Annotated in this window: 20 protein-coding genes; 6 read left to right on the top strand and 14 right to left on the bottom strand. The window is 74.6% G+C overall.

Annotated features, from left to right (window positions below; all coding sequences use genetic code 11):
• Positions 1 to 23: 23 nt before the first annotated feature.
• Positions 24 to 833, bottom strand: coding sequence for a TrmH family RNA methyltransferase (locus tag ACGFZ2_RS27065; RefSeq protein ID WP_393268062.1), 810 nt, complete (start codon positions 831 to 833; stop codon positions 24 to 26).
• 57 nt (positions 834 to 890) lie between these two features.
• Positions 891 to 1454 (bottom strand): dihydrofolate reductase family protein, encoded by a 564-nt coding sequence (locus ACGFZ2_RS27060; protein ID WP_393458149.1) that lies wholly within the window; start codon positions 1452 to 1454, stop codon positions 891 to 893.
• Between the two features lie 149 nt (positions 1455 to 1603).
• Here ACGFZ2_RS27060 and ACGFZ2_RS27055 point away from each other — a divergent pair, with 149 nt between their 5' ends.
• Complete coding sequence (locus tag ACGFZ2_RS27055; RefSeq protein WP_393268274.1) at positions 1604 to 2245, top strand: dTMP kinase; 642 nt, start codon at positions 1604 to 1606, stop codon at positions 2243 to 2245.
• Positions 2246 to 2664: 419 nt separating this feature from the next.
• On the opposite strand, the gene ACGFZ2_RS27050 is transcribed toward ACGFZ2_RS27055, so the two are convergent.
• From ACGFZ2_RS27050 to ACGFZ2_RS27035, 4 genes are all read right to left on the bottom strand, one after another.
• A complete protein-coding gene (locus ACGFZ2_RS27050) occupies positions 2665 to 4878 on the bottom strand; it encodes a transglycosylase domain-containing protein (protein WP_393268058.1) in 2214 nt (737 codons plus the stop codon).
• A gap of 176 nt (positions 4879 to 5054) precedes the next feature.
• Positions 5055 to 5858 carry a hypothetical protein gene (locus tag ACGFZ2_RS27045; protein WP_393458146.1) on the bottom strand — a complete coding sequence of 268 codons (804 nt, stop codon included), beginning with the start codon at positions 5856 to 5858 and terminating at the stop codon, positions 5055 to 5057.
• Between the two features lie 148 nt (positions 5859 to 6006).
• The gene (locus ACGFZ2_RS27040; RefSeq protein ID WP_357458993.1) at positions 6007 to 7113 is read right to left on the bottom strand and encodes an SPFH domain-containing protein; all 1107 of its coding nucleotides are present in this window, start codon (positions 7111 to 7113) and stop codon (positions 6007 to 6009) included.
• Positions 7114 to 7117: 4 nt separating this feature from the next.
• Positions 7118 to 7591, bottom strand: coding sequence for an NfeD family protein (locus ACGFZ2_RS27035; RefSeq protein WP_393458143.1), 474 nt, complete (start codon positions 7589 to 7591; stop codon positions 7118 to 7120).
• A 105-nt stretch (positions 7592 to 7696) separates the two neighbouring features.
• On the opposite strand from ACGFZ2_RS27035, the gene ACGFZ2_RS27030 reads away from it, so the two are divergent.
• Positions 7697 to 9013: a serine hydrolase domain-containing protein gene (locus ACGFZ2_RS27030; RefSeq protein WP_393268052.1), complete on the top strand. Its 1317-nt coding sequence runs from the start codon at positions 7697 to 7699 to the stop codon at positions 9011 to 9013.
• Positions 9014 to 9037: 24 nt separating this feature from the next.
• On the opposite strand, the gene ACGFZ2_RS27025 is transcribed toward ACGFZ2_RS27030, so the two are convergent.
• On the bottom strand, positions 9038 to 9850 hold the full coding sequence (locus ACGFZ2_RS27025; RefSeq protein WP_393268050.1) for a DUF3097 domain-containing protein: 813 nt from the start codon (positions 9848 to 9850) through the stop codon (positions 9038 to 9040).
• A 199-nt stretch (positions 9851 to 10049) separates the two neighbouring features.
• On the opposite strand from ACGFZ2_RS27025, the gene ACGFZ2_RS27020 reads away from it, so the two are divergent.
• Entirely contained in the window at positions 10050 to 10844 is a 795-nt protein-coding gene (locus tag ACGFZ2_RS27020) for a hypothetical protein (RefSeq protein ID WP_393458140.1), read from the top strand.
• 76 nt (positions 10845 to 10920) lie between these two features.
• On the opposite strand, the gene ACGFZ2_RS27015 is transcribed toward ACGFZ2_RS27020, so the two are convergent.
• From ACGFZ2_RS27015 to ACGFZ2_RS26985, 7 genes are all read right to left on the bottom strand, one after another.
• Positions 10921 to 11700 carry an HAD-IIA family hydrolase gene (locus ACGFZ2_RS27015; RefSeq protein WP_393268047.1) on the bottom strand — a complete coding sequence of 260 codons (780 nt, stop codon included), beginning with the start codon at positions 11698 to 11700 and terminating at the stop codon, positions 10921 to 10923.
• A 122-nt stretch (positions 11701 to 11822) separates the two neighbouring features.
• Complete coding sequence (locus ACGFZ2_RS27010; protein ID WP_393268044.1) at positions 11823 to 12881, bottom strand: ferrochelatase; 1059 nt, start codon at positions 12879 to 12881, stop codon at positions 11823 to 11825.
• 113 nt (positions 12882 to 12994) lie between these two features.
• Positions 12995 to 13762 carry an enoyl-ACP reductase FabI gene (fabI, locus tag ACGFZ2_RS27005; protein ID WP_393268043.1) on the bottom strand — a complete coding sequence of 256 codons (768 nt, stop codon included), beginning with the start codon at positions 13760 to 13762 and terminating at the stop codon, positions 12995 to 12997.
• Between the two features lie 35 nt (positions 13763 to 13797).
• Positions 13798 to 14502 (bottom strand): beta-ketoacyl-ACP reductase, encoded by a 705-nt coding sequence (locus ACGFZ2_RS27000; RefSeq protein WP_350711402.1) that lies wholly within the window; start codon positions 14500 to 14502, stop codon positions 13798 to 13800.
• Positions 14503 to 15261: 759 nt separating this feature from the next.
• Positions 15262 to 16212 (bottom strand): VWA domain-containing protein, encoded by a 951-nt coding sequence (locus ACGFZ2_RS26995; protein WP_357699294.1) that lies wholly within the window; start codon positions 16210 to 16212, stop codon positions 15262 to 15264.
• Complete coding sequence (locus tag ACGFZ2_RS26990; RefSeq protein ID WP_393458137.1) at positions 16209 to 17213, bottom strand: DUF58 domain-containing protein; 1005 nt, start codon at positions 17211 to 17213, stop codon at positions 16209 to 16211. Before ACGFZ2_RS26990 ends, ACGFZ2_RS26995 begins: the two co-directional genes overlap by 4 nt.
• Positions 17192 to 18298, bottom strand: coding sequence for a MoxR family ATPase (locus tag ACGFZ2_RS26985; protein WP_350684013.1), 1107 nt, complete (start codon positions 18296 to 18298; stop codon positions 17192 to 17194). Before ACGFZ2_RS26985 ends, ACGFZ2_RS26990 begins: the two co-directional genes overlap by 22 nt.
• Before the next feature lie 280 nt (positions 18299 to 18578).
• On the opposite strand from ACGFZ2_RS26985, the gene ACGFZ2_RS26980 reads away from it, so the two are divergent.
• The 3 genes from ACGFZ2_RS26980 to ACGFZ2_RS26970 all read left to right on the top strand — a co-directional run bounded on the left by ACGFZ2_RS26980 (position 18579) and on the right by ACGFZ2_RS26970 (position 20972).
• Positions 18579 to 18809, top strand: a complete 231-nt coding sequence (locus tag ACGFZ2_RS26980; RefSeq protein WP_393458134.1) for a hypothetical protein — start codon at positions 18579 to 18581, stop codon at positions 18807 to 18809.
• A gap of 22 nt (positions 18810 to 18831) precedes the next feature.
• A complete protein-coding gene (locus tag ACGFZ2_RS26975; RefSeq protein ID WP_393458131.1) occupies positions 18832 to 19371 on the top strand; it encodes a PH domain-containing protein in 540 nt (179 codons plus the stop codon).
• Between the two features lie 71 nt (positions 19372 to 19442).
• Entirely contained in the window at positions 19443 to 20972 is a 1530-nt protein-coding gene (locus tag ACGFZ2_RS26970) for a PH domain-containing protein (RefSeq protein WP_393458348.1), read from the top strand.
• Positions 20973 to 20977 lie beyond the last annotated feature (5 nt).

Below are 20977 nucleotides of genomic sequence, written 5' to 3'. Positions count from 1 at the left end.
GGTGACGGGGCGGCTCGCCGCCCTCACCACGGGTCGTCGCGGCCCAGCTCCCAGCAGGCCACGGCGGTGGCGGCGGCGACGTTGAGCGAGTCGACGCCGCGGCGCATCGGGATCACCACCCGCGCGTCGCTGGCGTCCATCGCCGCCCGGGTCAACCCCGCCCCCTCGGCGCCGAGCAGCAGGGCCGAGCGGGCCCGCTGCGCCGCGTCGAGCCGCTGGATCGGCACCGCGTCCGGGGCGGGGGTCATCGCCAGCACCGTGAAGCCGGCCGCGCGGACGTCGGCGAGCGCGTCGGGCCAGGGATCCAGCTTCGCGTACGGGATCGCGAAGACCTCCCCCATGCTGACCCGGACGCTGCGTCGGTAGAGCGGGTCGGCGCAGGTCGGGGAGAGCAGCACGGCGTCCACGCCGAGCGCGGCGACCGCCCTGAAGATGGCCCCCAGGTTCGTGTGGTTGTTGACGTCCTCGAGGATCACCACCCGGCGGGCGGCGGCGAGCACCTCGGCGGCGGCCGGCAGGGGCTTGCGCCGGAACGACGCCAGCACGCCCCGGTGCACGTGGAAGCCGGTGGCCCGTTGCAGCACGTCCGGGGTGGCCGCGTAGACGGGGGTGTCGCCGGTGTCCAGGTCGGCGAGCTGGTCGACCCGCTTGGCGTCCACCAGGTACGACCGCGCCGGGTAGCCGGCCCGCAGCGCCCGGCGCAGCACCAGTTCACCCTCGGCGATGAACAGGCCGTGGGGTGGCTCCCAGCGGGTGCGCAGCTCGACGTCGGTCAGCGCGCGGTAGTCGGCGATCCGCTCGTCGTCGGGGTCGGTGATCTGGTGGATGGGCACCGCACGATTCTGCCGGACGCCCGGACGACGACCGACGGAAGGAGCAGCAGGCCGGCGTCAGCCGGCCCGGTGGTACCGCAGCAGCACGGACCGGCCGTCGAAGGTCCGCGACTCGACGAGACGGAGGTTCAGCCGCCCGGTGACCGAGAAGACCGGCTTGCCGCCGCCGAGCACCACCGGGTGCACGAAGATCTGGTACTCGTCGATCAGGCCGAGTTCGGTCAGCGCAGCGGCGGCGTCGGCACCGCCGTTGAGCAGCAGGTCGCCACCCGGCTGCTCCTTGAGCGCGGTGACCTCCTTGCCGAGGTCGCCGCCGCCGACCACCTGGGCGCCGTGGTCGGCCTCGGCGAGCGTGCGCGAGACCACCACCTTCGGCGTCCGCCGCCAGATGGGCACGAAGGCGAGGTCGTGCGGGTGGTCGGAGATCGACTCCGCCTGCGGCCAGTAGGCGGCCATGAACTCCCAGGCCTTGCGGCCGTAGAGGAAGGCGCCGGCCCGGTCGCACTGCTCCAGCGAGTACGCGGACAGCTCCGGACCCATCTCCGGCCAGTCGAACTCGCCGTTCGGCCCTTCGATGAACCCGTCGAGCGACTGGTGCACCCCGTAGACGATCTTCCGCATGGCTGTTCCTCCTGGCGTCGGACGCCCGCCGTGGGCGTTCTCGCCAGGTGGTCGGAGCGGCGTCGCCGGACCCGACAGCTCCGGCCGAATTTCTCCAGGATTCTTTCGCCGGGTTGCCCGCCACCGCTAACGTGCCGCTCGTGCGCCCGATGATCATCGCCCTGGTCGGCATCGACGGGGCCGGGAAGACCACCCAGGCGAAGGCGCTGGCCGGCCGGCTCCGCGCGGCGGGAGTGCCGGCCACCTACTTCGAGAACGCCGGCGGCCGGCCGCTGTGGAACCGGCTCGCTCGCGCCCTGGGCCGCCGGGACGGCCCGCACCTGTTCGGCCGCACCGGCTACGCGGCGCTGGAGGCGACCGTACGCTGGCTCGCGATCGCCCGGGCGGTGCTGGTGTCCCGGCTGACGGGCCGGACGGCGGTGATGGACCGGTGGTCCTGCTGCCAGTACGTGGTGATGCGGGTCCGCCGCGACCGGGGCGGGCGGCTGGTCCGCCTGGCGTACGGGATCTTCCCGCCGCCGAGCCTGGTCTGCTTCCTGGCGGTCTCGCCCGAGCGGGCGCAGCAGCGGGTGCTGGCCCGGGGCATCGACACCGAGGAGCTGCCCTACCTGCGCGCCCTGGACGCCGGCTACCGGGAGCTGCCGGAGTTCGGCACCTTCACCGTCGTCGACGCGGACGGCGGGCCGGCCGAGGTCCGCGCCACCCTCGACCGGGTGGTGCGCACCGTCCTCGACCGGGCGGTGCGGGCGACCGGCGACCGCTCCGACCGACCGACCGTCGAAGCGGAGTGACCGTCCCCGTCGGGGCCGAATGACCGCCCGTCGATGCGGATTGACCGCGCGTCCCCGGTCGACTGGTGGGCGGCACCAGGCCGGCTCGGTCATCGGCATCATTGCGGCCGACAGTTGCGGTCGTGGCCCCTGTCGAGCTGCCCCACAGATGGGGCAGACGGCAACGGCGAAGCGTCATCGGAGCCGGCCGGCGCGCCGAAGTTATGCGCCCGCCGGGTGGTCTCATGGGTGGGGCAGCTCGACAGGGTGTTCCGGGTGCCTACCGAGGGAGACGGCAGCCGACGCCCCCACCGACGTGCGGGCCGCCGTCGTCCGCGGGCGCACGCGGCGGGTGTAAACCCGCGACGCACGTGGCGGGCGTCAACCCGCGACGCACGTGGCGGGCCTCAACCCGCGACGCACGTGGGTGGCATGGGGGGTCAGCCGCGGCCCTGGAGCCAGCGCCGCAGGTCGGAGAGGCGCTGCTCGTCGGGGGGCCGCCGCTCGCCGGTGGGCTGTCGTTCCTCGGCCGGGCGGCGCTCCACCGGGCGGCGCGGGTCGCCGACCAGCTCGCGGCTGGGGGCCGCGAAGGTCTTCTCCGGCTGCCCGTCGACGGCGGTGGCGATGACCCGGGCGACCGCGTCGATCACCTTGGCCTGCACCGCGGCGCCCACCGAGTCGGTCGGGTCGTCCGGGTTGGCGGCGATGCCGGCGACCGCCACCTGCGGGGTGAAGCCGACGAACGTCTCCGTGGCGTTCCGCTCCGAGCTTCCGGTCTTGCCGGCGACCGGGCGGCCGTCGAGGATCCGGTTCACCGAGGTGGCCGTGCCGCCGTTGCACTGCCCGAACGCGGACTGCTGGCCCACCGGGCAGCGGGCCGCGTCGGTGGCGGCCCGGGCCACGTCGGCGTCGAGCACCCGGCGGCAGGACGGGTCGCCGACCGGCACCCGCTCGCCGTCGGGGCTGGTCACCGAGACCACCGGCAGCGGCGTGCAGTACGTCCCCTCGGCGGCCACGGTGGCGTACGCGTTGGCCAGGTCGAGCGGCGTGGTGGCGGCCACGCCGAGGGTGAAGGAGCCCCAGTTGGCGGCGTCCTCCTCGGCGAAGGCGGCGTCGGCGTCGGCCCGGAAGGTGATGCCGAGGCGTTGCGCCATCTCCACCACCTTCTCCTGCCCGACCTGCTCGGCGAGCCAGACGAAGTACGTGTTCACCGAGCGGCCGAAGCCGTCCCACATCATCCGGTACCCGTCCATCCACTCGGGGTTGGCGTTGGCCGGGCACCACCGGCCCTCGCAGCTCCCCTCGCCCTCGGCCGCGTACCGGGTGGGCAGCCGGCTGGGCGCGTCGAAGCCGGTCGCGAGGGGCTTGCCGGCCTCCAGCGCGGCGAGCATGGTGAACAGCTTGAACGTCGAGCCGGCCTGGTATCCGTCGACGCTGTCGCCGCCGGAGATCAGCGGGTTGACGGTGTTCGGGTGGTTGGGCTGCCCGTCCGGGTTCGCGTCGAGGCTGTAGTGCCGGTTGACCGCCATGGCGAGGACCCGGCCGGTGCCCGGCTCGACGGCGGCGATGGGCAGGGCGCGCTTGTTGCCGTACCCGTAGACACTGGTGGCCTGCTTCTGCGCGGTGGCCTGGACCTGCGGGTCCAGCGAGGTCACCACGGTGTAGCCGCCCCGGCGCAGCGCCTGCTCGCGCTCCTCGACGCTCTCGCCGAACGCCGGCTGGGCGAGCCACCACTGCCGCAGGTAGTCGCAGAAGAAGCCCCAGTCGTCGTGGCCCTCGGCGACGGCGGTGCAGCCGTTGGGCTGCGCGGTGGGCTTAAGGGTCAGCTTCTCGGCCTTGGCCCGCGCCGCCTGGTCGGCGGTGATCGCCCCGGTCTCGACCATCGCGTCCAGCACGTAGCCGCGGCGCTCCAGCGCGGCGTCCGCGTCGCCGTCGATCGGGCTGTACGCCTCCGGCGACTGCACCAGGCCGGCGAGCAGGGCCGCCTCGCCGAGGGTCAGGTCCGCCGGGGCCTTGGCGAAGTAGCGCTGGCTGGCCGCCGCGATGCCGTACGCCCCGGAGCCGAAGTACGCGATGTTCAGGTAGCGGTTGAGGATCTCGTCCTTGCTCAGGCGCTGCTCCAACGCCGTGGCGTACCGGATCTCCTGGATCTTGCGCCCGACGGTCTGCTCGGTGGCCGCGGCGCGCTCCTCGGCCGTGCGGCCCGGATCGGTCTTGAGCACGTTGCGGACGTACTGCATGGTCAGCGTCGAGCCGCCCTGCGCGGTGCCACCGCCGGACACGTTCGCCACCAGCGCCCGGAGCAGGCCGCGCAGGTCGGCGCCGCTGTGGTCGTAGAACCGCCGGTCCTCGGCCGCGACGATCGCCTGCCGCATCACCGGGGCGATCTCGTCCAGCCCGACGTCCGTGCGGTTGACGTCGTAGAACGTGGTGATGAGCGTCTTGCCGTCGTTGGCGTAGAGGTAGGAGCGTTGTGGTGTGGCCGGGGTGCGCAGCGCCTCGGGCAGCGCGGCGTACGAACCCAGGGCCGCCTTGGCGCCCAACCCGAGCAGCAGGTTGCCCGGCAGCGCGGCGACCGCCAGGACGAGGCCGGCGAGCACGCCGGCGAGCAGCACGGTGAACAGCCGCGACAGCGGCGAGCGGGGTGGGGCCATGGTCCCCAGGATTGCCATGAAAGCCGCCAACCGACCACCCTCGCGGCCCTCCTGTCAGCAACTTCACCGCCCGCTGCCAGGGACTTCCCATCCCAGCGGCCCCGGCGTCCCCCGCCGCCCCACGCGTCCCGCCGGCCGGCGCCGCGCCGGGCCGGCCAGGGCGGCGGGCGAGGGGCTCAGCCGGTGGCCAGCGGGCCGTTCGGGCCCGGGCCGGTCGGCGCGGCGGTGGCGAGGCTGGCGCTGGCGGCGTCGCGCGCGATGTCCCGGGGCACCAGGCGCCCGGAGCGGTAGGCGATGCCGATGCCGGCGATCAGCACGAAGATCGCACCGAAGGTCTGCAACGAGCCGATCAACGCGCCGCCGAGGCCCAGCAGCGGGGCGGCGATCATCAGCATCGTGCCGTCGCCGATGCTGAACGCCCCGGACCGAGCCACCGACCACCCGGTCAGCAGCCAGCCCAGGGTGTAGCAGGTGGCGCCGACGAGCACGAGCCCGCGGGCGGTGGTGCCGAAGACCGGGGTCTGCTCCGCCAGGCCCGCGAAGGGCAGCATGAGCACCGTGCCGGCGATGGACACCAGCAGGCCGGCGACGGCGATCCGGCGGCTGCGCGTCGCGGCCAGCAGCCCGGTCAGCGCCAGCAGGGCGAGCAGCCCGAGCCACACCGACGCCACCCAGCCCACCAGGTAGAGCGGCCGGCCGTCGGCCGGGTACGGGTCGTTGCCCACCCCGCCGTCGCTGGCCATCGCCACGACGCCGTAGAGCACGGCGTACGCGGGGAGCAGCCACACCGCGGCCCGGGCGAACCGGCGCAGCGACCAGGCCCAGCTGGCGTTGGTGGCCGGCCCGGCCGGCGTCGGCTCCCCGACGAACGGCAGCACCCCGAACCCCCCGCCGGTACGCCGGCTGCCGAGCGGCCCGGTGGGGTCGTGCGCGCCCGGGACCGGGGCCGAGGACCACACCCGCTTCGCCGGATCCTTCATGCGTCACCTCGCTCGTCCGCGAGCGGTGCGGGACGCGCCGGGGCGCCCCGATGCCTGGTCACCACCCGTCCTAGAACCGATGGTGGCAGGCGCCGGAGCACCCCATGAGCACTTCTCGTATTTCTCCGGGCTCGTCGGCCCGCGCCACTCAGCCCCGTTCGCGCTGGTCGGCCGGGTCGTTCAGCAGGCTCGCCGGCGAGACCGGCTCCGGCGCCGGCAGCCCCTGCGGCTTGCCGCCGGTGGCCTGCGCCTCGGCGACGCGTACCTCGTCGTGGATCTGCTGGGCGGCGGCCGCCGCGGCCTGCGCCGCCGCGGCCGCCTCGCGCTCCACCTCGCTCGCGCCGTCGGCCGCCTCCGGCGCCGGCTCGTCGCCGACCATCCGGCTCAGCCCGCCGAGCGCGCCGCCCATCCCCTCGAGGGCCTTGGTCAGCTCGGCCGGGACGATCCAGACCTTGTTCGCGGTGCCGTTGGCGATCTGCGGCAGCGCCTGGAGGTACTGGTAGGCGAGCACCTTCTGGCTCGGGTTGGCCTGGTGGATCGCGTCGAACACCGTCCGGATCGCCTTGGCCTGGCCCTCGGCCTGGAGGATCCGCGCCTGCCGGTCACCGTCGGCGCGCAGCACCGCGGCCTGCTTCTCGCCCTCGGCGGTGAGGATCTGCGACTGCTTGTGCCCCTCGGCGTTCAGGATCGCCGCCCGGCGGTCCCGCTCGGCGCGCATCTGCTTCTCCATCGAGTCCCGGATGCTCGGCGGCGGCTCGATGGCCTTGATCTCCACCCGGGTGACCTTGATGCCCCACCGGCCGGTGGTCTCGTCCAGCACGCCGGAGAGGTGCCGGTTGATCTCCTCGCGGCTGGTCAGCGCCCGCTCCAGGTCCAGCGAGCCGATGACGTTGCGCAGCGTCGTGACGGTGAGCTGCTCGATGGCCTGGAGGAAGTTCGAGATCTCGTACGTGGCGCGGACCGAGTCGACGACCTTGAAGTAGAGCACCGTGTCGATCGAGACCACCAGGTTGTCGGAGGTGATCACCGGTTGCGGCGGGAAGCTGACCACCTGCTCACGCATGTCGACCTTGGTGCGGACCGCGTCGATGAACGGGACCAGGAGGTTCAGCCCCGGGTTCAGGGTGCGCTTGTACCGACCCAGCCGCTCGACCACGTCCTGGCGCTGCTGGGGCACGATCCGCACCGCCTTGGCCAGGGTGATCACCCCGATCAGCGCCACGGCCATCAACAGGACCGGGATCACGAGTTCCATGTACTCACCTTTTCGCTTCGGGTAGCTCGTCGGAGGGGGAAACGTCGTCCCGCCAGACCAGGGCGGTGGCGCCCCGGACCTGGATCACCTGCACCCGCTCACCGGGGGCGAAGACCTGGCTGGCGTCGTAGGACCGGGCCTGCCACAGCTCGCCGTCGATCTTGACCATGCCCTGCCCGACGTCGATCCGCTCCAGCACCAGCGCCGTGCTGCCCTCGATCGCCTCCACGCCGAACGGCTGCTCGCCGCTCTCCAGGGCGGAGCGTCGGTGCTTGCGCAGCGTCGGGCGTACGCCCAGCACCGTCAGCGCCGACACCCCGGCGAAGACGATCGCCTGCACGCCCACCGGCGCGCCGAGCGCCGCGGCGCCGGCGGCGGCGAAGGCCCCGGCCGCGAACATGATCAGGAACAGCGTCGTCGTGAAGATCTCGGCGACCGCCAGCACCACACCCAGCACGATCCACAGCACGGCGTCCACCCCACGATCGTGACACGACAATGCACGCGCGGCCCACCCGCGAAGATCAGTAAGCTCGGCGGCACGTCAGCGGCCCGCCCCACCGGGCCCGGAGGGAGGAGCCCCGTGTCCCTGCTGCCCGACACCGCCCGCCACGTCGACACTCTCGTCGCCGAGGCGCAGTCCGCCGGTCGGACGCCGTCCCTGGTGATCGGCGTGGTACGCGACGGCGCGCTGGCACACCTCGCCACCGCCGGCGAGCACCCGCGCCCGGACGGCGACCTGCAATACCGGCTCGGGTCGATCAGCAAGACCATGACCGCGACCCTGGTCATGCAGGAGCGCGACGCCGGCCGGCTGGCCCTGGACGACCCGCTGGAGAAGCATCTGCCCGGCACCGCCGTCGGCACGCTCACGCTGCGGCAACTGCTCGGCCACGCCAGCGGCCTGCAGCGCGAGCCGGAGGGGCCGTGGTGGGAACGCGCCGAGGGCGTCGACCTGGAGACCCTGGTGGCCGGGGTGACCGCCGAGAAGATCGCCTACCCCGCGCACCGGTCCTACCACTACTCCAACCTGGCGTACGGGCTGCTCGGCGGGGCGCTGGAGCGGATCACCGGCACGCCGTGGGCCGAACTGCTCCGCCAGCGCGTCCTGGCGCCGCTCGGCATGCGCCGGACGACGTACGCGGCGACCGAGCCGTTCGCCCGCGGCTACGTGGTACACCCGTGGCACGACACGCTGCGGGAGGAGCCGCGTACCGACACCGGGGCGATGGCCCCGGCCGGGCAGCTCTGGTCGACCGCCGAGGACCTGGCCCGGTGGGCGGCCTTCCTGGCCGACCCGGCGCCGGAGGTGCTGGCGGCGGAGACGCTGACCGAGATGTGCGCCCCCGTGGTGATCAGCGACCTGGACTCGTGGACCGGCGGGCACGGCCTGGGGCTGGAGCTCTACCGGCAGGGCGAGCGGGTGTACGTGGGGCACGGCGGCTCGATGCCCGGCTACGTGGCGGCCCTGACCGTGCACCGCCCGTCCCGCACGGCCGTGATCGGCTTCGCCAACTCGTACGGCTTCCGCACCGACGGGATCGGCGGGCTCGCGCAGCGGATCCTCACCGCCGTGCTGGACGCCGAGCCGGCGCTGCCGCGGCCCTGGCGGCCGAGTGCCGCCGCGCCGCCCGCCGGAACCGCCGAGATCGCCGGCCGCTGGTGGTGGATGGGGGTGCCCCTCGACCTGACCTGGGACGCCGCCACGGGTGGCCTGATGGCGCACGTGCGCGGGGAACGGATGAGCTGTTTCGCCCCGGAGGGACCGGACCGCTGGCGGGGCCGCTCCGGCCCGGAGAACGGCGAGATCCTCTCCGTGCTGCGCGACGAGGCGGGGCGGGCGGTGGCGCTGGACATCGCCACCTTCGTCTTCACCCGCACCCCCGACCAGGAGCCCTGACCCCGGCCCCGGCCGCAACCACGCTCAGGCGGGCTCGGTGACGAAGTCGATCAGGCGTTCCATCGCGTTGATCAGCGGGGTCTCCACGTCGGCGAAGCTGTCCACCCGGGACAGGATGTGCCGCCACATGTCGGCCGGCTCGGCGACCCCGAGCGCGGCGCAGACCCCCTCCTTCCACGGCTGCCCCGGCGGCACCACGGGCCACGCCCGGATGCCCAGCGCCGCCGGCTTGACCGCCTGCCACACGTCGACGTACGGGTGGCCGGTGACCAGCACGTGCGGCGAGGTCACCTTCGCCACGATCCGGCTCTCCTTGGAGCCGGGGACCAGGTGGTCGACCAGCACGCCGAGGCGGCGACCCGGGCCGGGGGCGAACGCGCGCACCTCGGCGTCGAGGGCGTCGATGCCGTCCAGCGGCTCCACCACCACGCCCTCGATCCGCAGGTCGTCGCCCCAGATGCGCTCGACCAGGGCCGCGTCGTGGATGCCCTCCACCCAGATCCGGCTGGCCTTGGCGACCTGGGCGCGGACCCCGTCCACGGCGATCGAGCCGGAGGCGGTGCGCCGGCGGGCCGCCGGGACGGGGGCGCGGCTCGGCCGGCGCAGCGTCACCGGCTCCCCGTCGAGCAGGAACGCCGCCGGCAGCAGCGGGAAGTTGCGCCGCCGGCCGTGCCGGTCCTCCAGCACCACCGCGCCGGCCTCGAAGCCGACCACCGCGCCGCAGAAGCCGGAGTCGGCGTCCTCGACCACGAGGTCCGGTTCGGCGTCCACCTCGGGGGTGACCTTCCGTCGCCGCCAGTCCCCCGCCAGCACGTCGTCCGCATACCGCCGCCCCATGAGAGATCACGCTAACCGCCCGCCTCCACGCCCGCACCCGACACGCCGCGACGCCCCCGGCACGCCGACCGTGCCGTCGTGGCGCCCGCACACGCCGCGCGGTTCGGCGTTCCGCCCACACCACCACATGATCGACAGGCGGGGGGCGGGCGGAGCGGCAGTCGAGACAGGGGCGGCGATGACCACGTACCCTTTCGGCATGTCCACCCCCGCAGCGGGCGCGGCCACTCTCGCGCCGCGCCGGTCCAGCCGGTTCGTTGCCTGGGTGCGCGCGTGGCGCGCCGGGCTGGTGCCCTTCGACGAGGTCGCCGACGCCATCACCGGCGACGAGGAGCACCTGGTCGCGGACGCGCCCGGCACCTGGACCGACGTCCCGCTGCCGCAGGCGCTACCCACCCTGGCGAAGCTCTCGCCGGACGAGATCCGCCTGGTGCTGCCCGCACCGGGCGATCCGCGCGGGCTGCCCGGCCCGGGCGACTTCGCCGGCGCGGCGCTGCTGGCCGGCGAGGCGGTCGTCGCGGGCAGCCTCGGTCTGATCCCGCACGTGCGCACGCACACGTCCGGCTCCGGCGACACCTTCGAGACGGTGCTCTGGCGGGTCTACCCGCTGCCGGCCAACGCTCCGGCCGCGTCGCTCGCGCTGCCCGGCGCGGCCGAGGCCGAGGCGGAACTGGCGGCGGCCCTGCACCACACCACCGCCGCGCTGACCCGGCTGGACGTCGCCCAGTGGCGACCCGAGCTGGCCGGGGCACTGGAGGAGCTGCGCCGACCCAACGGCGCCACCGACCTGCCGCCCGGGTTCGACCCGCGGGCCCGGCGGCTCTTCGCCCGGGCCGCCGTGCTCGACCGGGTGCTCGCCCTGGCCGGGCACGCCGCGCCCGGCGGCGCGATCAACAACTACGAGGCCCAGCAGCGCGACGCCGCGCTGCGCCCGCTGACCGCCGCCTGCCGACAGGCCCTGGTGGCCGCCTGCAACGCCCCGCTGCGCCCCTGACGGCGGGCGGGCGTACCGCCGCGGGCGGGGGGCCGGTGTCGGGCGCGCGGCGGCCGGGCCGCGCGGCGCCCGCGCGTCAGACCTCGTCGACCAGGTCGGCCACCGAGTTGACGATCCGCGACGGACGGTACGGGTAGCGCTCCGCCTCGGCGCGGCTGCTGATCCCGGTCAGCACCAGGATCGTCTCCAGGCCGGCTTCCAGCCCGCAGAGGATGTCGGTGTCCATCCGGTCGCCGATCATGGCTGTCGTCTCGGAGTGCGCGTTGATCGTGTTCAGCGCCGAGCGCATCATCATCGGGTTGGGCTTGCCGACGAAGTACGGCTCCACCCCCGTCGCCTTCGAGATCATCGCGGCGACCGAACCGGCGGCCGGCAGCGCGCCCTCCACCGACGGCCCGGTCACGTCGGGGTTCGTGCAGATGAACCGGGCCCCGTCGTTGATCAGCCGGACGGCCTTGGTGATCGCCTCGAAGCTGTAGGTACGGGTCTCCCCCAGCACCACGTAGTCCGGCGCGTAGTCGGTCAGCACGTAGCCCACCGCGTGCAGCGCCGTGGTCAGCCCGGCCTCCCCGATCACGTACGCGGTGCCGCTCGGCCGCTGGTCGGCCAGGAACTGGGCGGTGGCCAGCGCGGACGACCAGATGGCGTGCTCGGGCACGTCGAGGCCCATCCGGCTCAGCCGGGCCTGCAGGTCCCGCGGCGTGTAGATCGAGTTGTTCGTGAGCACCAGGAACGGCTTGCCCGAGGCGCGCAGCCGGGAGACGAACTCCGGCGCGCCGGGCACGGGCTGACCCTCGTGCACCAGCACGCCGTCCATGTCGGTCAGCCAGCTCTCCACCGGCTTGCGGTCCTGCATCGTCACTCGTTCCAGGGGTGTCGGGGGCGCCGGCGGAGCCGGCGCGGCGGTCAGGAGTCGGGATTCGGGGTCGGGTCGGCGGCCGTCACGAGTCGGGCCGCCGGAGTTGGGCTCGGCGGCGGTCAGGAGCCGGGCCGCCCCGGGGCCGGGGCGACGGGGCGGCGGGCGGGGACGCAGCACACCGTCGGGCAGGTGTCCCACATCGGCAGGTCACCGAGGCGGCGGCGCAGGGCCGCCCCGTCCGGCTCGGTCCGCTCCCGGACCAGCTCGCGGACCATCGCCACGAACCGCGGGTCCGTGCCCGGGGTGGCGGCCCGGACGAAGTCCAGGCCGAGCTGCCTGGCCGTCTGGCGCGCCTCGGTGTCCAGGTCCCACACCACCTCGAGGTGGTCGGAGACGAACCCGATCGGGCTGACCACCACGCCGGTGGTGCCGGCCTCGGCCAGCGTGCCCAGGTGGTCGTTCACGTCCGGCTCCAACCACGGCACGTGCGGCGGGCCGGAGCGGCTCTGCCAGACCAGGTCCCAGGGCAGGTCCGGGGCGGCCGCCGCGTGCACCAGCCGGGCCACCTCGGCGAGCTGCGCCTCGTACCGGCCGCCGTGGGGGCCTGCGGTGGCGGCCATCGAGTTCGGGATCGAGTGGGCGGTGAACACCAGCCGGGTGCTGTCCCGCTTCGCCGGGTCGAGCTGCGCCAGCGCCGCCCGTACCGCGTCGACGTGCGGCTCGACGAACCCGGGATGGTCCCAGAACTGGCGGATCTTGTCGATCAGCGGGGCGTCCGGGCCGACCGCCGCCCGGGCGGCGGCGATGTCGTCCTGGTACTGACGGCAGGAGGAGTAGCCGCCGAGGGCGCTGGTGACGAACGCCAGGGCGTGCCGGACGCCGTCGTCGCGCATCCGCGCCACGGTGTCGGCGAGCATCGGATCCCAGTTCCGGTTGCCCCAGTAGACGGGCAGGTCGACGCCGTGGGCGGCGAAGTCCTCCCGGATCGCCGCGAGCAGCTCGCGGCACTGCTGGTTGATCGGGGAAACGCCGCCGAAGTGCTGGTAGTGCTCGGCGACCTCCGCCAGCCGTTCCGGCGGCACGCCCCGCCCCCGGGTCACGTTCTGCAGGAACGGCATCACGTCCTCGGGCCGCTCCGGCCCGCCGAAGGACACCAGGACCACCGCGTCGTACGCCATGGTGCCATTCTTCCCCGTCGGCCGCGCCCGCCGGGCAAGGCCCCCTCGCCCCGGCGGTTAGGAAGGGCCCCCTGCTATGCAGAATGCGATTGCAGGGGGCCCTTCCTTACACCTCAGGCGCCGATGGCGTGGTAGCCGCCGTCGACGTGGACAATCTCGCCGGTGGTGGCCGGGAACCAGTCGGACAGCAGCGCCAGGCAGGCCCGGGCGGCCGGCTCCTGGTCGGTGAGGCTCCAGCCCAGCGGCGCGCGCTCGGTCCAGGCGTTTTCGAACTGCTCGAAGCCCGGGATCGACTTGGCGGCGATGGTGCGCAGCGGCCCGGCGGCGACCAGGTTGCTGCGGATGCCCTGCTTGCCCAGGTGCAGCGCCAGGTAGCGGGAGGCCGACTCCAGCCCGGCCTTGGCCACGCCCATCCAGTCGTAGACGGGCCACGCCTTGGTCGCGTCGAAGGTCAGGCCGACGACCGCGCCGCCGGCGGACATCAGCGGCAGCGCCGCCATGGCCAGCGACTTGTAGGAGTACGTGGAGACCTGCAGCGCGGTCGCCACGTCCTCCCACGGTGCGTCGAGAAAGCCGCCGCCGAGGCAGCTCTGCGGGGCGAAGCCGATCGAGTGCACCACCCCGTCGAGGCCGTCGACGTGCTCGCGCACCCGGTCGGCGAGCCCCGCGAGGTGCTCGGCGTTGGCCACGTCCAACTCGATCACCGGCGCCGGCTCGGGCAGCCGCTTGGCGATCCGCTCGACCAGGGACAGCCGGCCGTAGCCGGTGAGCACGACCTGCGCCCCGTTCTCCTGGGCGAGCTTCGCCACCGAGAAGGCGATCGAGGCGTCGGTGATGACGCCGGTGACGAGCAGCCGCTTACCGGCGAGCAGTCCGGACATGCAGGGATTCCTCCGTAGTTCTTCAGTGACCGCTGTCAGTGGCCCATGCCGAGGCCGCCGTCGACGGGGATGACGGCGCCGGAGATGTAGCCCGCGGCGTCCCCGGCCAGCCAGGTGACCGCGCCCGCGACCTCGTCCGGCTGCGCGAAGCGGCCGGCGGGGATGACCTTGCGGTACTCGGTCTTGCGGTCCTCGGGCAGCGCGGCGGTCATGTCGGTCTCGACGTAGCCGGGCGCGACCACGTTGGCGGTGATGTTGCGGCTGCCCAGCTCGCGGGTGATGGAGCGGGCCACGCCGACCAGTCCGGCCTTGCTCGCCGCGTAGTTGACCTGGCCGGGGCCGCCGTAGAGGCCGACCACCGAGGAGATGAAGATCATTCGGCCCCACTTCGCGCGGAGCATCTTGGTCGAGGCGCGCTTGGCGCACCGGAACGCGCCGGTCAGGTTGGTGTCCAGCACGCGGGTGAACTGCTCCTCCGACATGCGCATCAGCAGCGTGTCGTCGGTGATGCCGGCGTTGGCGACCAGCACCTCGACCGGCCCCAACTCGGCCTCGATGGCGGTGAAGGCCGCGTCGACCGAGTCGGAGTCGGTGACGTCGCAGCGCACCCCGAACAGCCCCTCGGGGGCGTCGCCGCTGCGGTGGGTCACCGCCACCCGGTCGCCCTGCTTGGCGAAGGCCTGCGCGATCGCCAGGCCGATCCCCCGGTTGCCGCCGGTCACCAGGACGGTACGGGCCACGGGTCCCCCCTCTGCTCAGTGATCTCCCGGTCGGTCGGAGCCTAGGCGTTACCGACAGGTAAGCGCTAACGGCGGGCACGTCAGACCGGGTCACGACGCACGGATCGCCCGTTCCCGGGCGCGTCGCGCCGGGGGCTGCCGGGAGCGGGTCCGCCCGGTGGACCCTTGTGGGCGGACGCCCGCGGACACTCGCCGCCCCACGCGCGAGGGCGGCGACGGCGGCGGCCCGAGCCGGGCGGGCGGTCGACCGGAGCCGATGGGCCGAGTGCGGCAACGGACGCCGGCCGGTGTACGATCATCGGCGTTTGCGGGCCGATCGCGGCCCGCGTTCCGGGCCCCGCCGACCACAGGAGGTGATCGCTGTGCGAGATAGCGATCCTCCCAGTCGTGGCCGGGCCGTCCGTCAGCCCCGCTGAGCCACGACTCAGCAGGTGAGCTGACCCAGCTCCGCTCCCCGCACCCGCCCGGTCCCCGGCCCCGCGCCGGGTGACCGCGCCGTGCCGCCCGCCACCCGGGCGGCCCGCCGGGAGCCGCCCCCCGGTCACGACTTCTGTGTGCGCGTCCTGATCCACCCCTGCGGTTCGCTTCCGCTCGCGGACCGTCCAGTCGCCACCCGGAGCCGTCCATGAGCCGCTACGTCGCCCCGCTGGGCTTCACCCTCGCCGCCGTCTGGGTGGCCGTCATCTTCGTCCTCGCCGGCCACTGACATTCGGGACGCCGGCGGTGGGCGTCGACCGCCCGCCGCCGGCGTCCCGGGTGTCAGAGCATGCGGGAGGACCACAGCAGGCTGAGCGCGCCGGCGCACAGCGCCAGCAGCAGGGCCACGCCCGCGTACCACTGGGTGACCTCGCGGGGCTCCGTCCGGAACCCGATCGAGCTGCCCATGTCCTGGTAGACCTGCTTCAACTCGGTCACCGAGGCCGCCTCGTAGAAGTAGCCCTCCGTGGCCTCGGCCAGATCGGCCAGGGCCAGCCGGTCCACCGGCACCCGCTGCAACTGCCCGCCGATGTCCACCTGCCCCGAGTCGGTGCCGAAGGCGATCGTGGAGACCGGCACGTTGGCCGCCTGCGCCGCCGAGGCCGCCTCCTCCACCGACCGCCCCGAGGTGCGGTAGCCGTCGGAGAGCAGCACGATGCGGGCCGGCGGGATCTCCGCCGCGCCGTCGGCCGGCACCGACCGGATCGCCTCCAGGCAGGTGAAGACCGCCTCCCCGGTCGCCGTCGCCTCGGCCAGCACCAGCCCGTCGATCGCGCTGGTCACCGCCTCCCGGTCCTTGGTCGGCGGCACCAGCACGTTCGCCGCCTTGGCGAACGAGACCAGCCCCAGGTTGTAGCTCTCCGGCAGCTCGCCGACGAACTGCTTGGCCGCCTCCTGCGCCGCCTCCAGCCGGTTCGGCGCCACGTCGTCGGCCTGCATGGACAGCGACACGTCGATGGCCAGCATCACGGTGGCCCGCTCCAGCGGCTCCCGGGTGTCGACCGCCGGCCGGGCCAACGCGGTCGCCAGCACCAGCAGGCAGAGCAGGAACGCGGTCGCCGGCACGTGCCGACGCCAGCCCAGCCCCTTTGGCGCCAGGGTGCGCAGCAGGTCCACGTTGGTGAACCGCATCGCGTACGCCCGGCGGTTGCGCTGCCGCCAGACGTAGAGCGCGGCGAGGGCCAGCACCGGCAGCACGGCCAGCAGCCACCACGGTTGCAGAAAACGGATCATCGTGTCGTCCCCCTGGTGCGGGCGTGCCGCTGCGCGGCCACGAAGCGCACCATGTCGAGCAGCCAGTCTCGGTCCGTACGCAGTCGCAGGTGGGCCGCGCCCGCGCCGCGCAGCGCGGCGGAGATCTCCGCCCGCTGGGCGGCAGCCGCCTCGGCGTAGCGGTGCCGCAGCAGCGGGTCGGCGGTCTGCACCTCGTGCAGCCCGCCGGTCTCCGGGTCGACCACCGGCAGCACCCCGACGTCGGGCAGCTCCAGCTCCCGGGGGTCGACCACCTCGATCGCCAGCAGGTCGTGCCGTATGCGCAGTTTGCGCAGCGGCCGGGCCCAGCGGTCGGTCGGGGCGAGGAAGTCGGAGATGACCACCGCCACCCCGCGCCGCCGGGGCGGCCGGTTGAGCATGTCGACCAGCGTGCCCAGGTCGCTGCGCCCCGGGCGGATCTCGGTGCCGGCGACCGCCCGCAGCAACGCCTGGGCCTCCTTGCGGCCGGAGCGGGCGGGCACCCGGGTGAACACGTCCGGACCGGGGACCGGCGGCGCGCTCCGCCACCGGCGCGCCGGGGCGCTCGTGCCGCCGCCGCTGCCGATCACGGCGCCGATCCGGTTGCCGCCGCGCACGGTCAGGTGGGTCAGCGCCGCCGCGGCCGCCACCACGACGTCGCGCTTGAGCCACCGGCCGGTGCCGAAGTCCAGGCTGGCCGAGAGGTCCACCGCCAGCCACGTCTCCAGTTCGCGGTCGGCCACCGTACGCCGGACGTGCGGCATCGTCGTGCGGGCGGTGACCGGCCAGTCCATCCGGCGTACGTCGTCGCCGGGGCGGTACTCGCGGGACTCCCCCGCCTCGCTGCCGGGGCCGGGCAGCAGGCCGGCGTAGTCGCCCTGGAGCAGGCCGTCGAGTTTGCGGGTGACCAGCAGTTGCAGCCGCGACAGGACGGCTTCGGTGCGGTCCGAGGGGATGTCGGCGGGCCGCCGGACGGGTGAGGTCACGGCCGCTGCCCGGGCCAACCGGCGCCCGGCGGCGCGGCGGTCGGCGTCGGTGTGGCCTGCTGACGGGGCGCGACCGAGGGCAGCGGAATGGTGGACATCACCCGGTGCACGACGTGGTCGGCGGGCACGTCGTCGGCGAGCGCGTCGTAGCTGAGCACCAGCCGGTGGCGCAGGATGTCCGGCGCGATGTCCTGCACGTCCTGCGGCAGGGCGTAGTCCCGGCCCCGCAGCAGCGCCAGCGCGCGGGTCGCCCGGACCAGGCCGAGCGAGGCGCGCGGGCTGGCGCCGTACTGGATGAGCTGGGCGACGTCCGGCATCCCGTGCTCCGCCGGGGCACGCGTGGCCAGCACCAGCCGGACCGCGTAGTCGACCAGGGCGTTGTGCACGAAGACCTGGTCCGCCTTGTGCTGGAGGGCGACCAGGTCGGCGGTGGTGAACACCGGCGCCGGCTCCGGCGGGGCGACGCCCATCCGGTAGACGATCTCCCGCTCCTCGGCGTCGGTCGGGTAGCCGACGAGGATCTTCATCAGGAAGCGGTCCCGCTGCGCCTCGGGCAGTGGATAGACCCCCTCCTGCTCGATCGGGTTCTGCGTCGCCATCACCAGGAACGGGTTGGGCACCCGGTGCGTCTCGCCGCCGATCGAGACCTGCCGTTCGCTCATCACCTCCAGCAGCGCCGACTGCACCTTGGCCGGCGCCCGGTTGATCTCGTCGGCGAGCAGGAAGTTGACGAAGACCGGGCCCAGCTCGACGTCGAACTTCTCGCTCGACTGCCGGTAGATGCGGGTGCCCATGATGTCGGCCGGCACCAGGTCCGGGGTGAACTGCACCCGGGCGAAGGAGCCGCCGACGACCCTGGCGAGCGTCTCCACGGCGAGCGTCTTGGCCACCCCCGGGACGCCCTCCAGCAGGCAGTGGCCCCGGGCGAGCAGCGCGACGAACATCCGCTCCACCATCCGGTCCTGCCCGACGATCACCCGCTTGATCTCGAACAGCGCCCGCTCCAGCAGGGTCGCGTCCTCGGCCGGCGTGGTCACCGGCGCGGGTGTCTGCGGGCCCGTCCCGTTGGGCGTCGGGGCGTCGGGCGTGGTCGGCTGGGCCACCGGTCCTCCACAGCATGATCGGTTGTCGTGCGGCGTGGTGCGTGTCAAGACTCGCATGCCCGGCTGAGTGCCGAGGTGGGGAGAACCCGATTATCGCCGCGCCGTCCCGAGTCGCCGGATCGCCGGCCCGCCACGCCGTCCCACGTCGCGGAATCGCCGTTCACGGGTGGACACGGACGGCCCCGGCGTGTGTACGATTCACCCCGTCGCCGGGCGGCTCCCCCCGTGGCCGCCCGGCGCTCACCTCTTCGGCCCGCCCGCCGCCCCTAGACTGGGCGGGATGAGCGACCACCTTCCCGCCGACGAGCCACTGATCTGCTCGTCCCGCGGCTGTCGTGCCCCCGCCCGGTGGGCGCTGCGGTGGAACAACCCCCGGCTGCACGACACCGACCGGCGCAAGACCTGGCTGGCCTGCGCCGAGCACCGCTCCTCCCTCGGCGACTTTCTGGACGCCCGCGGGTTCCTGCGGGAGGTCGCACCGGTGGTCGGATCGCCTACCCTCGAAGGGTGAGCGCGCACAACGGATTCCCTCGGTGAGCGGTGACGGATCCGCCGGCCCGCCGCCGGCACCGCCCCGCCCGCCGGCGGGCCCCCTGGAGCCGTGGCCGGACACCGTCCGCTGGCAGCCGATCTCACCCGACCTGATCTGGGTGGAGCTGCTCCGGCTCGCGATGGTGCTGGTCGTCGTCCTGCTCGGGCTGGGCGTCGGCTGGGCGTTCAGCGGGGCCTGGCCGTTCGGCGCGGCGGGCGGCGCGGTGCTGCTGCTGGGCGCCCTGCGGGTCGTGACCATCGTCCGGGCCGTACGGGCCTGGGGGTACGCCGAGCGGGAGGACGACCTGCTGGTCCGGCACGGCCTGCTGGTGCGGCGGCTCTCCATCGTGCCGTACTCGCGGATGCAGTTCGTGGACGTCAGCGCCGGACCGCTGGAGCGGGCGTTCAACCTGGCCACCGTCCAGTTGCACACGGCCGCGGCGGCCAGCGACGCCCGCGTGCCGGGGCTGCGCCCGGCGGAGGCGTCCCGGCTGCGCGACCGGCTCACCGCGCTCGGCGAGGACCGGGCGGAGGGGCTGTGAGCGACCCGGCCGGCCGCGCGACGGACCGGACCGAGCCGCCCCGGGTGGAGCCCGGCCTCCGGCCGGCGGCGATACCGCCCGTCGCGCAGGGCCCTGCCGCGGCACCCGGACCGGCGCCGTACGATCCGCACCCGCCCGCCGGCCCCGCGCCGGACACCCCGCACGGACCCGCGGACCCGCCGGCCGGGCCGGGCACGGCCCCGGACACCCCGCCCCCACCGCCCGGCCCGCCGGCGCCTCCCCCGGTCGCCGGAGCAGTGCCGGGTGACACGGCGCCGGAGCACGCCGAGCCCCGGCAGCGGCTGCACCCGCTCAGTCCCGCGCTGCACGGGGCCAAGTCGCTGGTCGTGGTGATCGCCGGCCTGTCCTGGTCGACCCTCTCCCGGGTCGGCTTCGGCTGGTTCGCCCTGATGGCGGTCGTGCTGGCCCTGGGCGCCACCGTGCTCGCGGTCGTCAGCTGGTACCACACCGGCTACCACGTGGTCGGCCGCGAACTTCGGGTGCACGAGGGGCTCCTCTGGCGGCGCACCCGGGCGATCCCGCTGGAGCGGCTCCAGGCCGTCGAGGTGGTCCGCCCGCTGCTCGCCCAGCTCACCGGCCTGGCCGAGCTGCGGCTGGAGGTGGTCGGCGGCGGCAAGACCGAGGCGCCGCTGGCCTACCTGAGCGTCGCCGAAGCGACCGCGCTGCGTCGGCGGCTGCTCGCCCTCGCCGGTCGGGCGGCCGGGGCGACGGCGGCGGCCGGGGTGACGGCGGCGACCGGGGCGGTCCCGGCCGAGGCGCCCGCGCCGCCCGGCCGGCCGCTGCACACCGTCGCGAACAAGGACCTGCTGGTCAGCCAGCTGCTGACCCCGCAGGCGTTCATGATCCCGTTCGGTGTGGCGTTCGTGCTGGCGCAGTTCCTCTCCGAGGACTCGTGGTCGTTCATCGCGGTGGCGAGCACCCTCACCGCCATGGCCGGCGTGCTGCTGCAACCGGTGCGCCGGGTGCTCGACGACTGGAACTTCCGGCTCGCCCGGGACGAGGGCACGCTACGGATCCGCAACGGGCTGCTGGAGACCCGCGCCCAGACGGTCCCGCTGGACCGGGTGCAGACCGTCGGGGCGACCTGGCCGCTGCTGTGGCGGGTCAAGGGGTGGCTGCGGCTGCGCCTGGAGGTGGCCGGCTACTCCGCCGGCGAGAGCGACGACCGCAACCGGCCGGACCGCCTGCTCCCCGTGGGCGACCTGCCGACCGGCGCGGCGATCGTGGCCGAGGTGCTGGCCGGGGTGTGCCTGACCACGCTGCCGTTGACCCCGCCGCCGGAGCGGGCCCGCTGGCTCAACCCGCTGAGCCGGGGCGTGCTCGGCGCCGGCCTCGACGCCCGGGTCTTCGCGGTCCGGTCCGGCCTGCTCACGCGGCAGGTGGCGCTCGTGCCGTACGCCCGGATCCAGAGCGTGCGGGTGGTGCAGGGGCCGGCGCAGCGGCGGCTGCGGCTGGCGACGGTGCACGCCGACACGGCCGGCGGCGCCGGCGCGGCCGCGCGGGACCGGGACCTGGCCGAGGCGTGGGCCCTGGCGGCGGAGCTGACGGCTCGGGCGCGCGCCGCCCGGCAGGCCGGCTGACCGCC

The sequence above is a fragment of the Micromonospora sp. NPDC048063 genome, from assembly GCF_043202855.1.
Lineage (GTDB): Bacteria > Actinomycetota > Actinomycetes > Mycobacteriales > Micromonosporaceae > Micromonospora.
The sequence above is the reverse complement of the archived record's forward strand: the minus strand, read 5'-3'. Positions and strand labels throughout refer to the sequence as shown.

Coding starts and splice junctions, on each gene's coding strand:
- ACGFZ2_RS27015 (WP_393268047.1), bottom strand. CDS start 11,700: ATGCAGGACCGCAAGCCGGTGGAGAGCTGGCTGACCGACATGGACGGC.
- ACGFZ2_RS27010 (WP_393268044.1), bottom strand. CDS start 12,881: ATGGCGTACGACGCGGTGGTCCTGGTGTCCTTCGGCGGGCCGGAGCGG.
- ACGFZ2_RS27045 (WP_393458146.1), bottom strand. CDS start 5,858: ATGAAGGATCCGGCGAAGCGGGTGTGGTCCTCGGCCCCGGTCCCGGGC.
- ACGFZ2_RS27020 (WP_393458140.1), top strand. CDS start 10,050: ATGTCCACCCCCGCAGCGGGCGCGGCCACTCTCGCGCCGCGCCGGTCC.
- fabI (WP_393268043.1), bottom strand. CDS start 13,762: ATGTCCGGACTGCTCGCCGGTAAGCGGCTGCTCGTCACCGGCGTCATC.
- ACGFZ2_RS27060 (WP_393458149.1), bottom strand. CDS start 1,454: ATGCGGAAGATCGTCTACGGGGTGCACCAGTCGCTCGACGGGTTCATC.
- ACGFZ2_RS27050 (WP_393268058.1), bottom strand. CDS start 4,878: ATGGCCCCACCCCGCTCGCCGCTGTCGCGGCTGTTCACCGTGCTGCTC.
- ACGFZ2_RS27025 (WP_393268050.1), bottom strand. CDS start 9,850: ATGGGGCGGCGGTATGCGGACGACGTGCTGGCGGGGGACTGGCGGCGA.
- ACGFZ2_RS26980 (WP_393458134.1), top strand. CDS start 18,579: ATGAGCGACCACCTTCCCGCCGACGAGCCACTGATCTGCTCGTCCCGC.
- ACGFZ2_RS27055 (WP_393268274.1), top strand. CDS start 1,604: ATGATCATCGCCCTGGTCGGCATCGACGGGGCCGGGAAGACCACCCAG.
- ACGFZ2_RS26995 (WP_357699294.1), bottom strand. CDS start 16,212: ATGATCCGTTTTCTGCAACCGTGGTGGCTGCTGGCCGTGCTGCCGGTG.
- ACGFZ2_RS27040 (WP_357458993.1), bottom strand. CDS start 7,113: ATGGAACTCGTGATCCCGGTCCTGTTGATGGCCGTGGCGCTGATCGGG.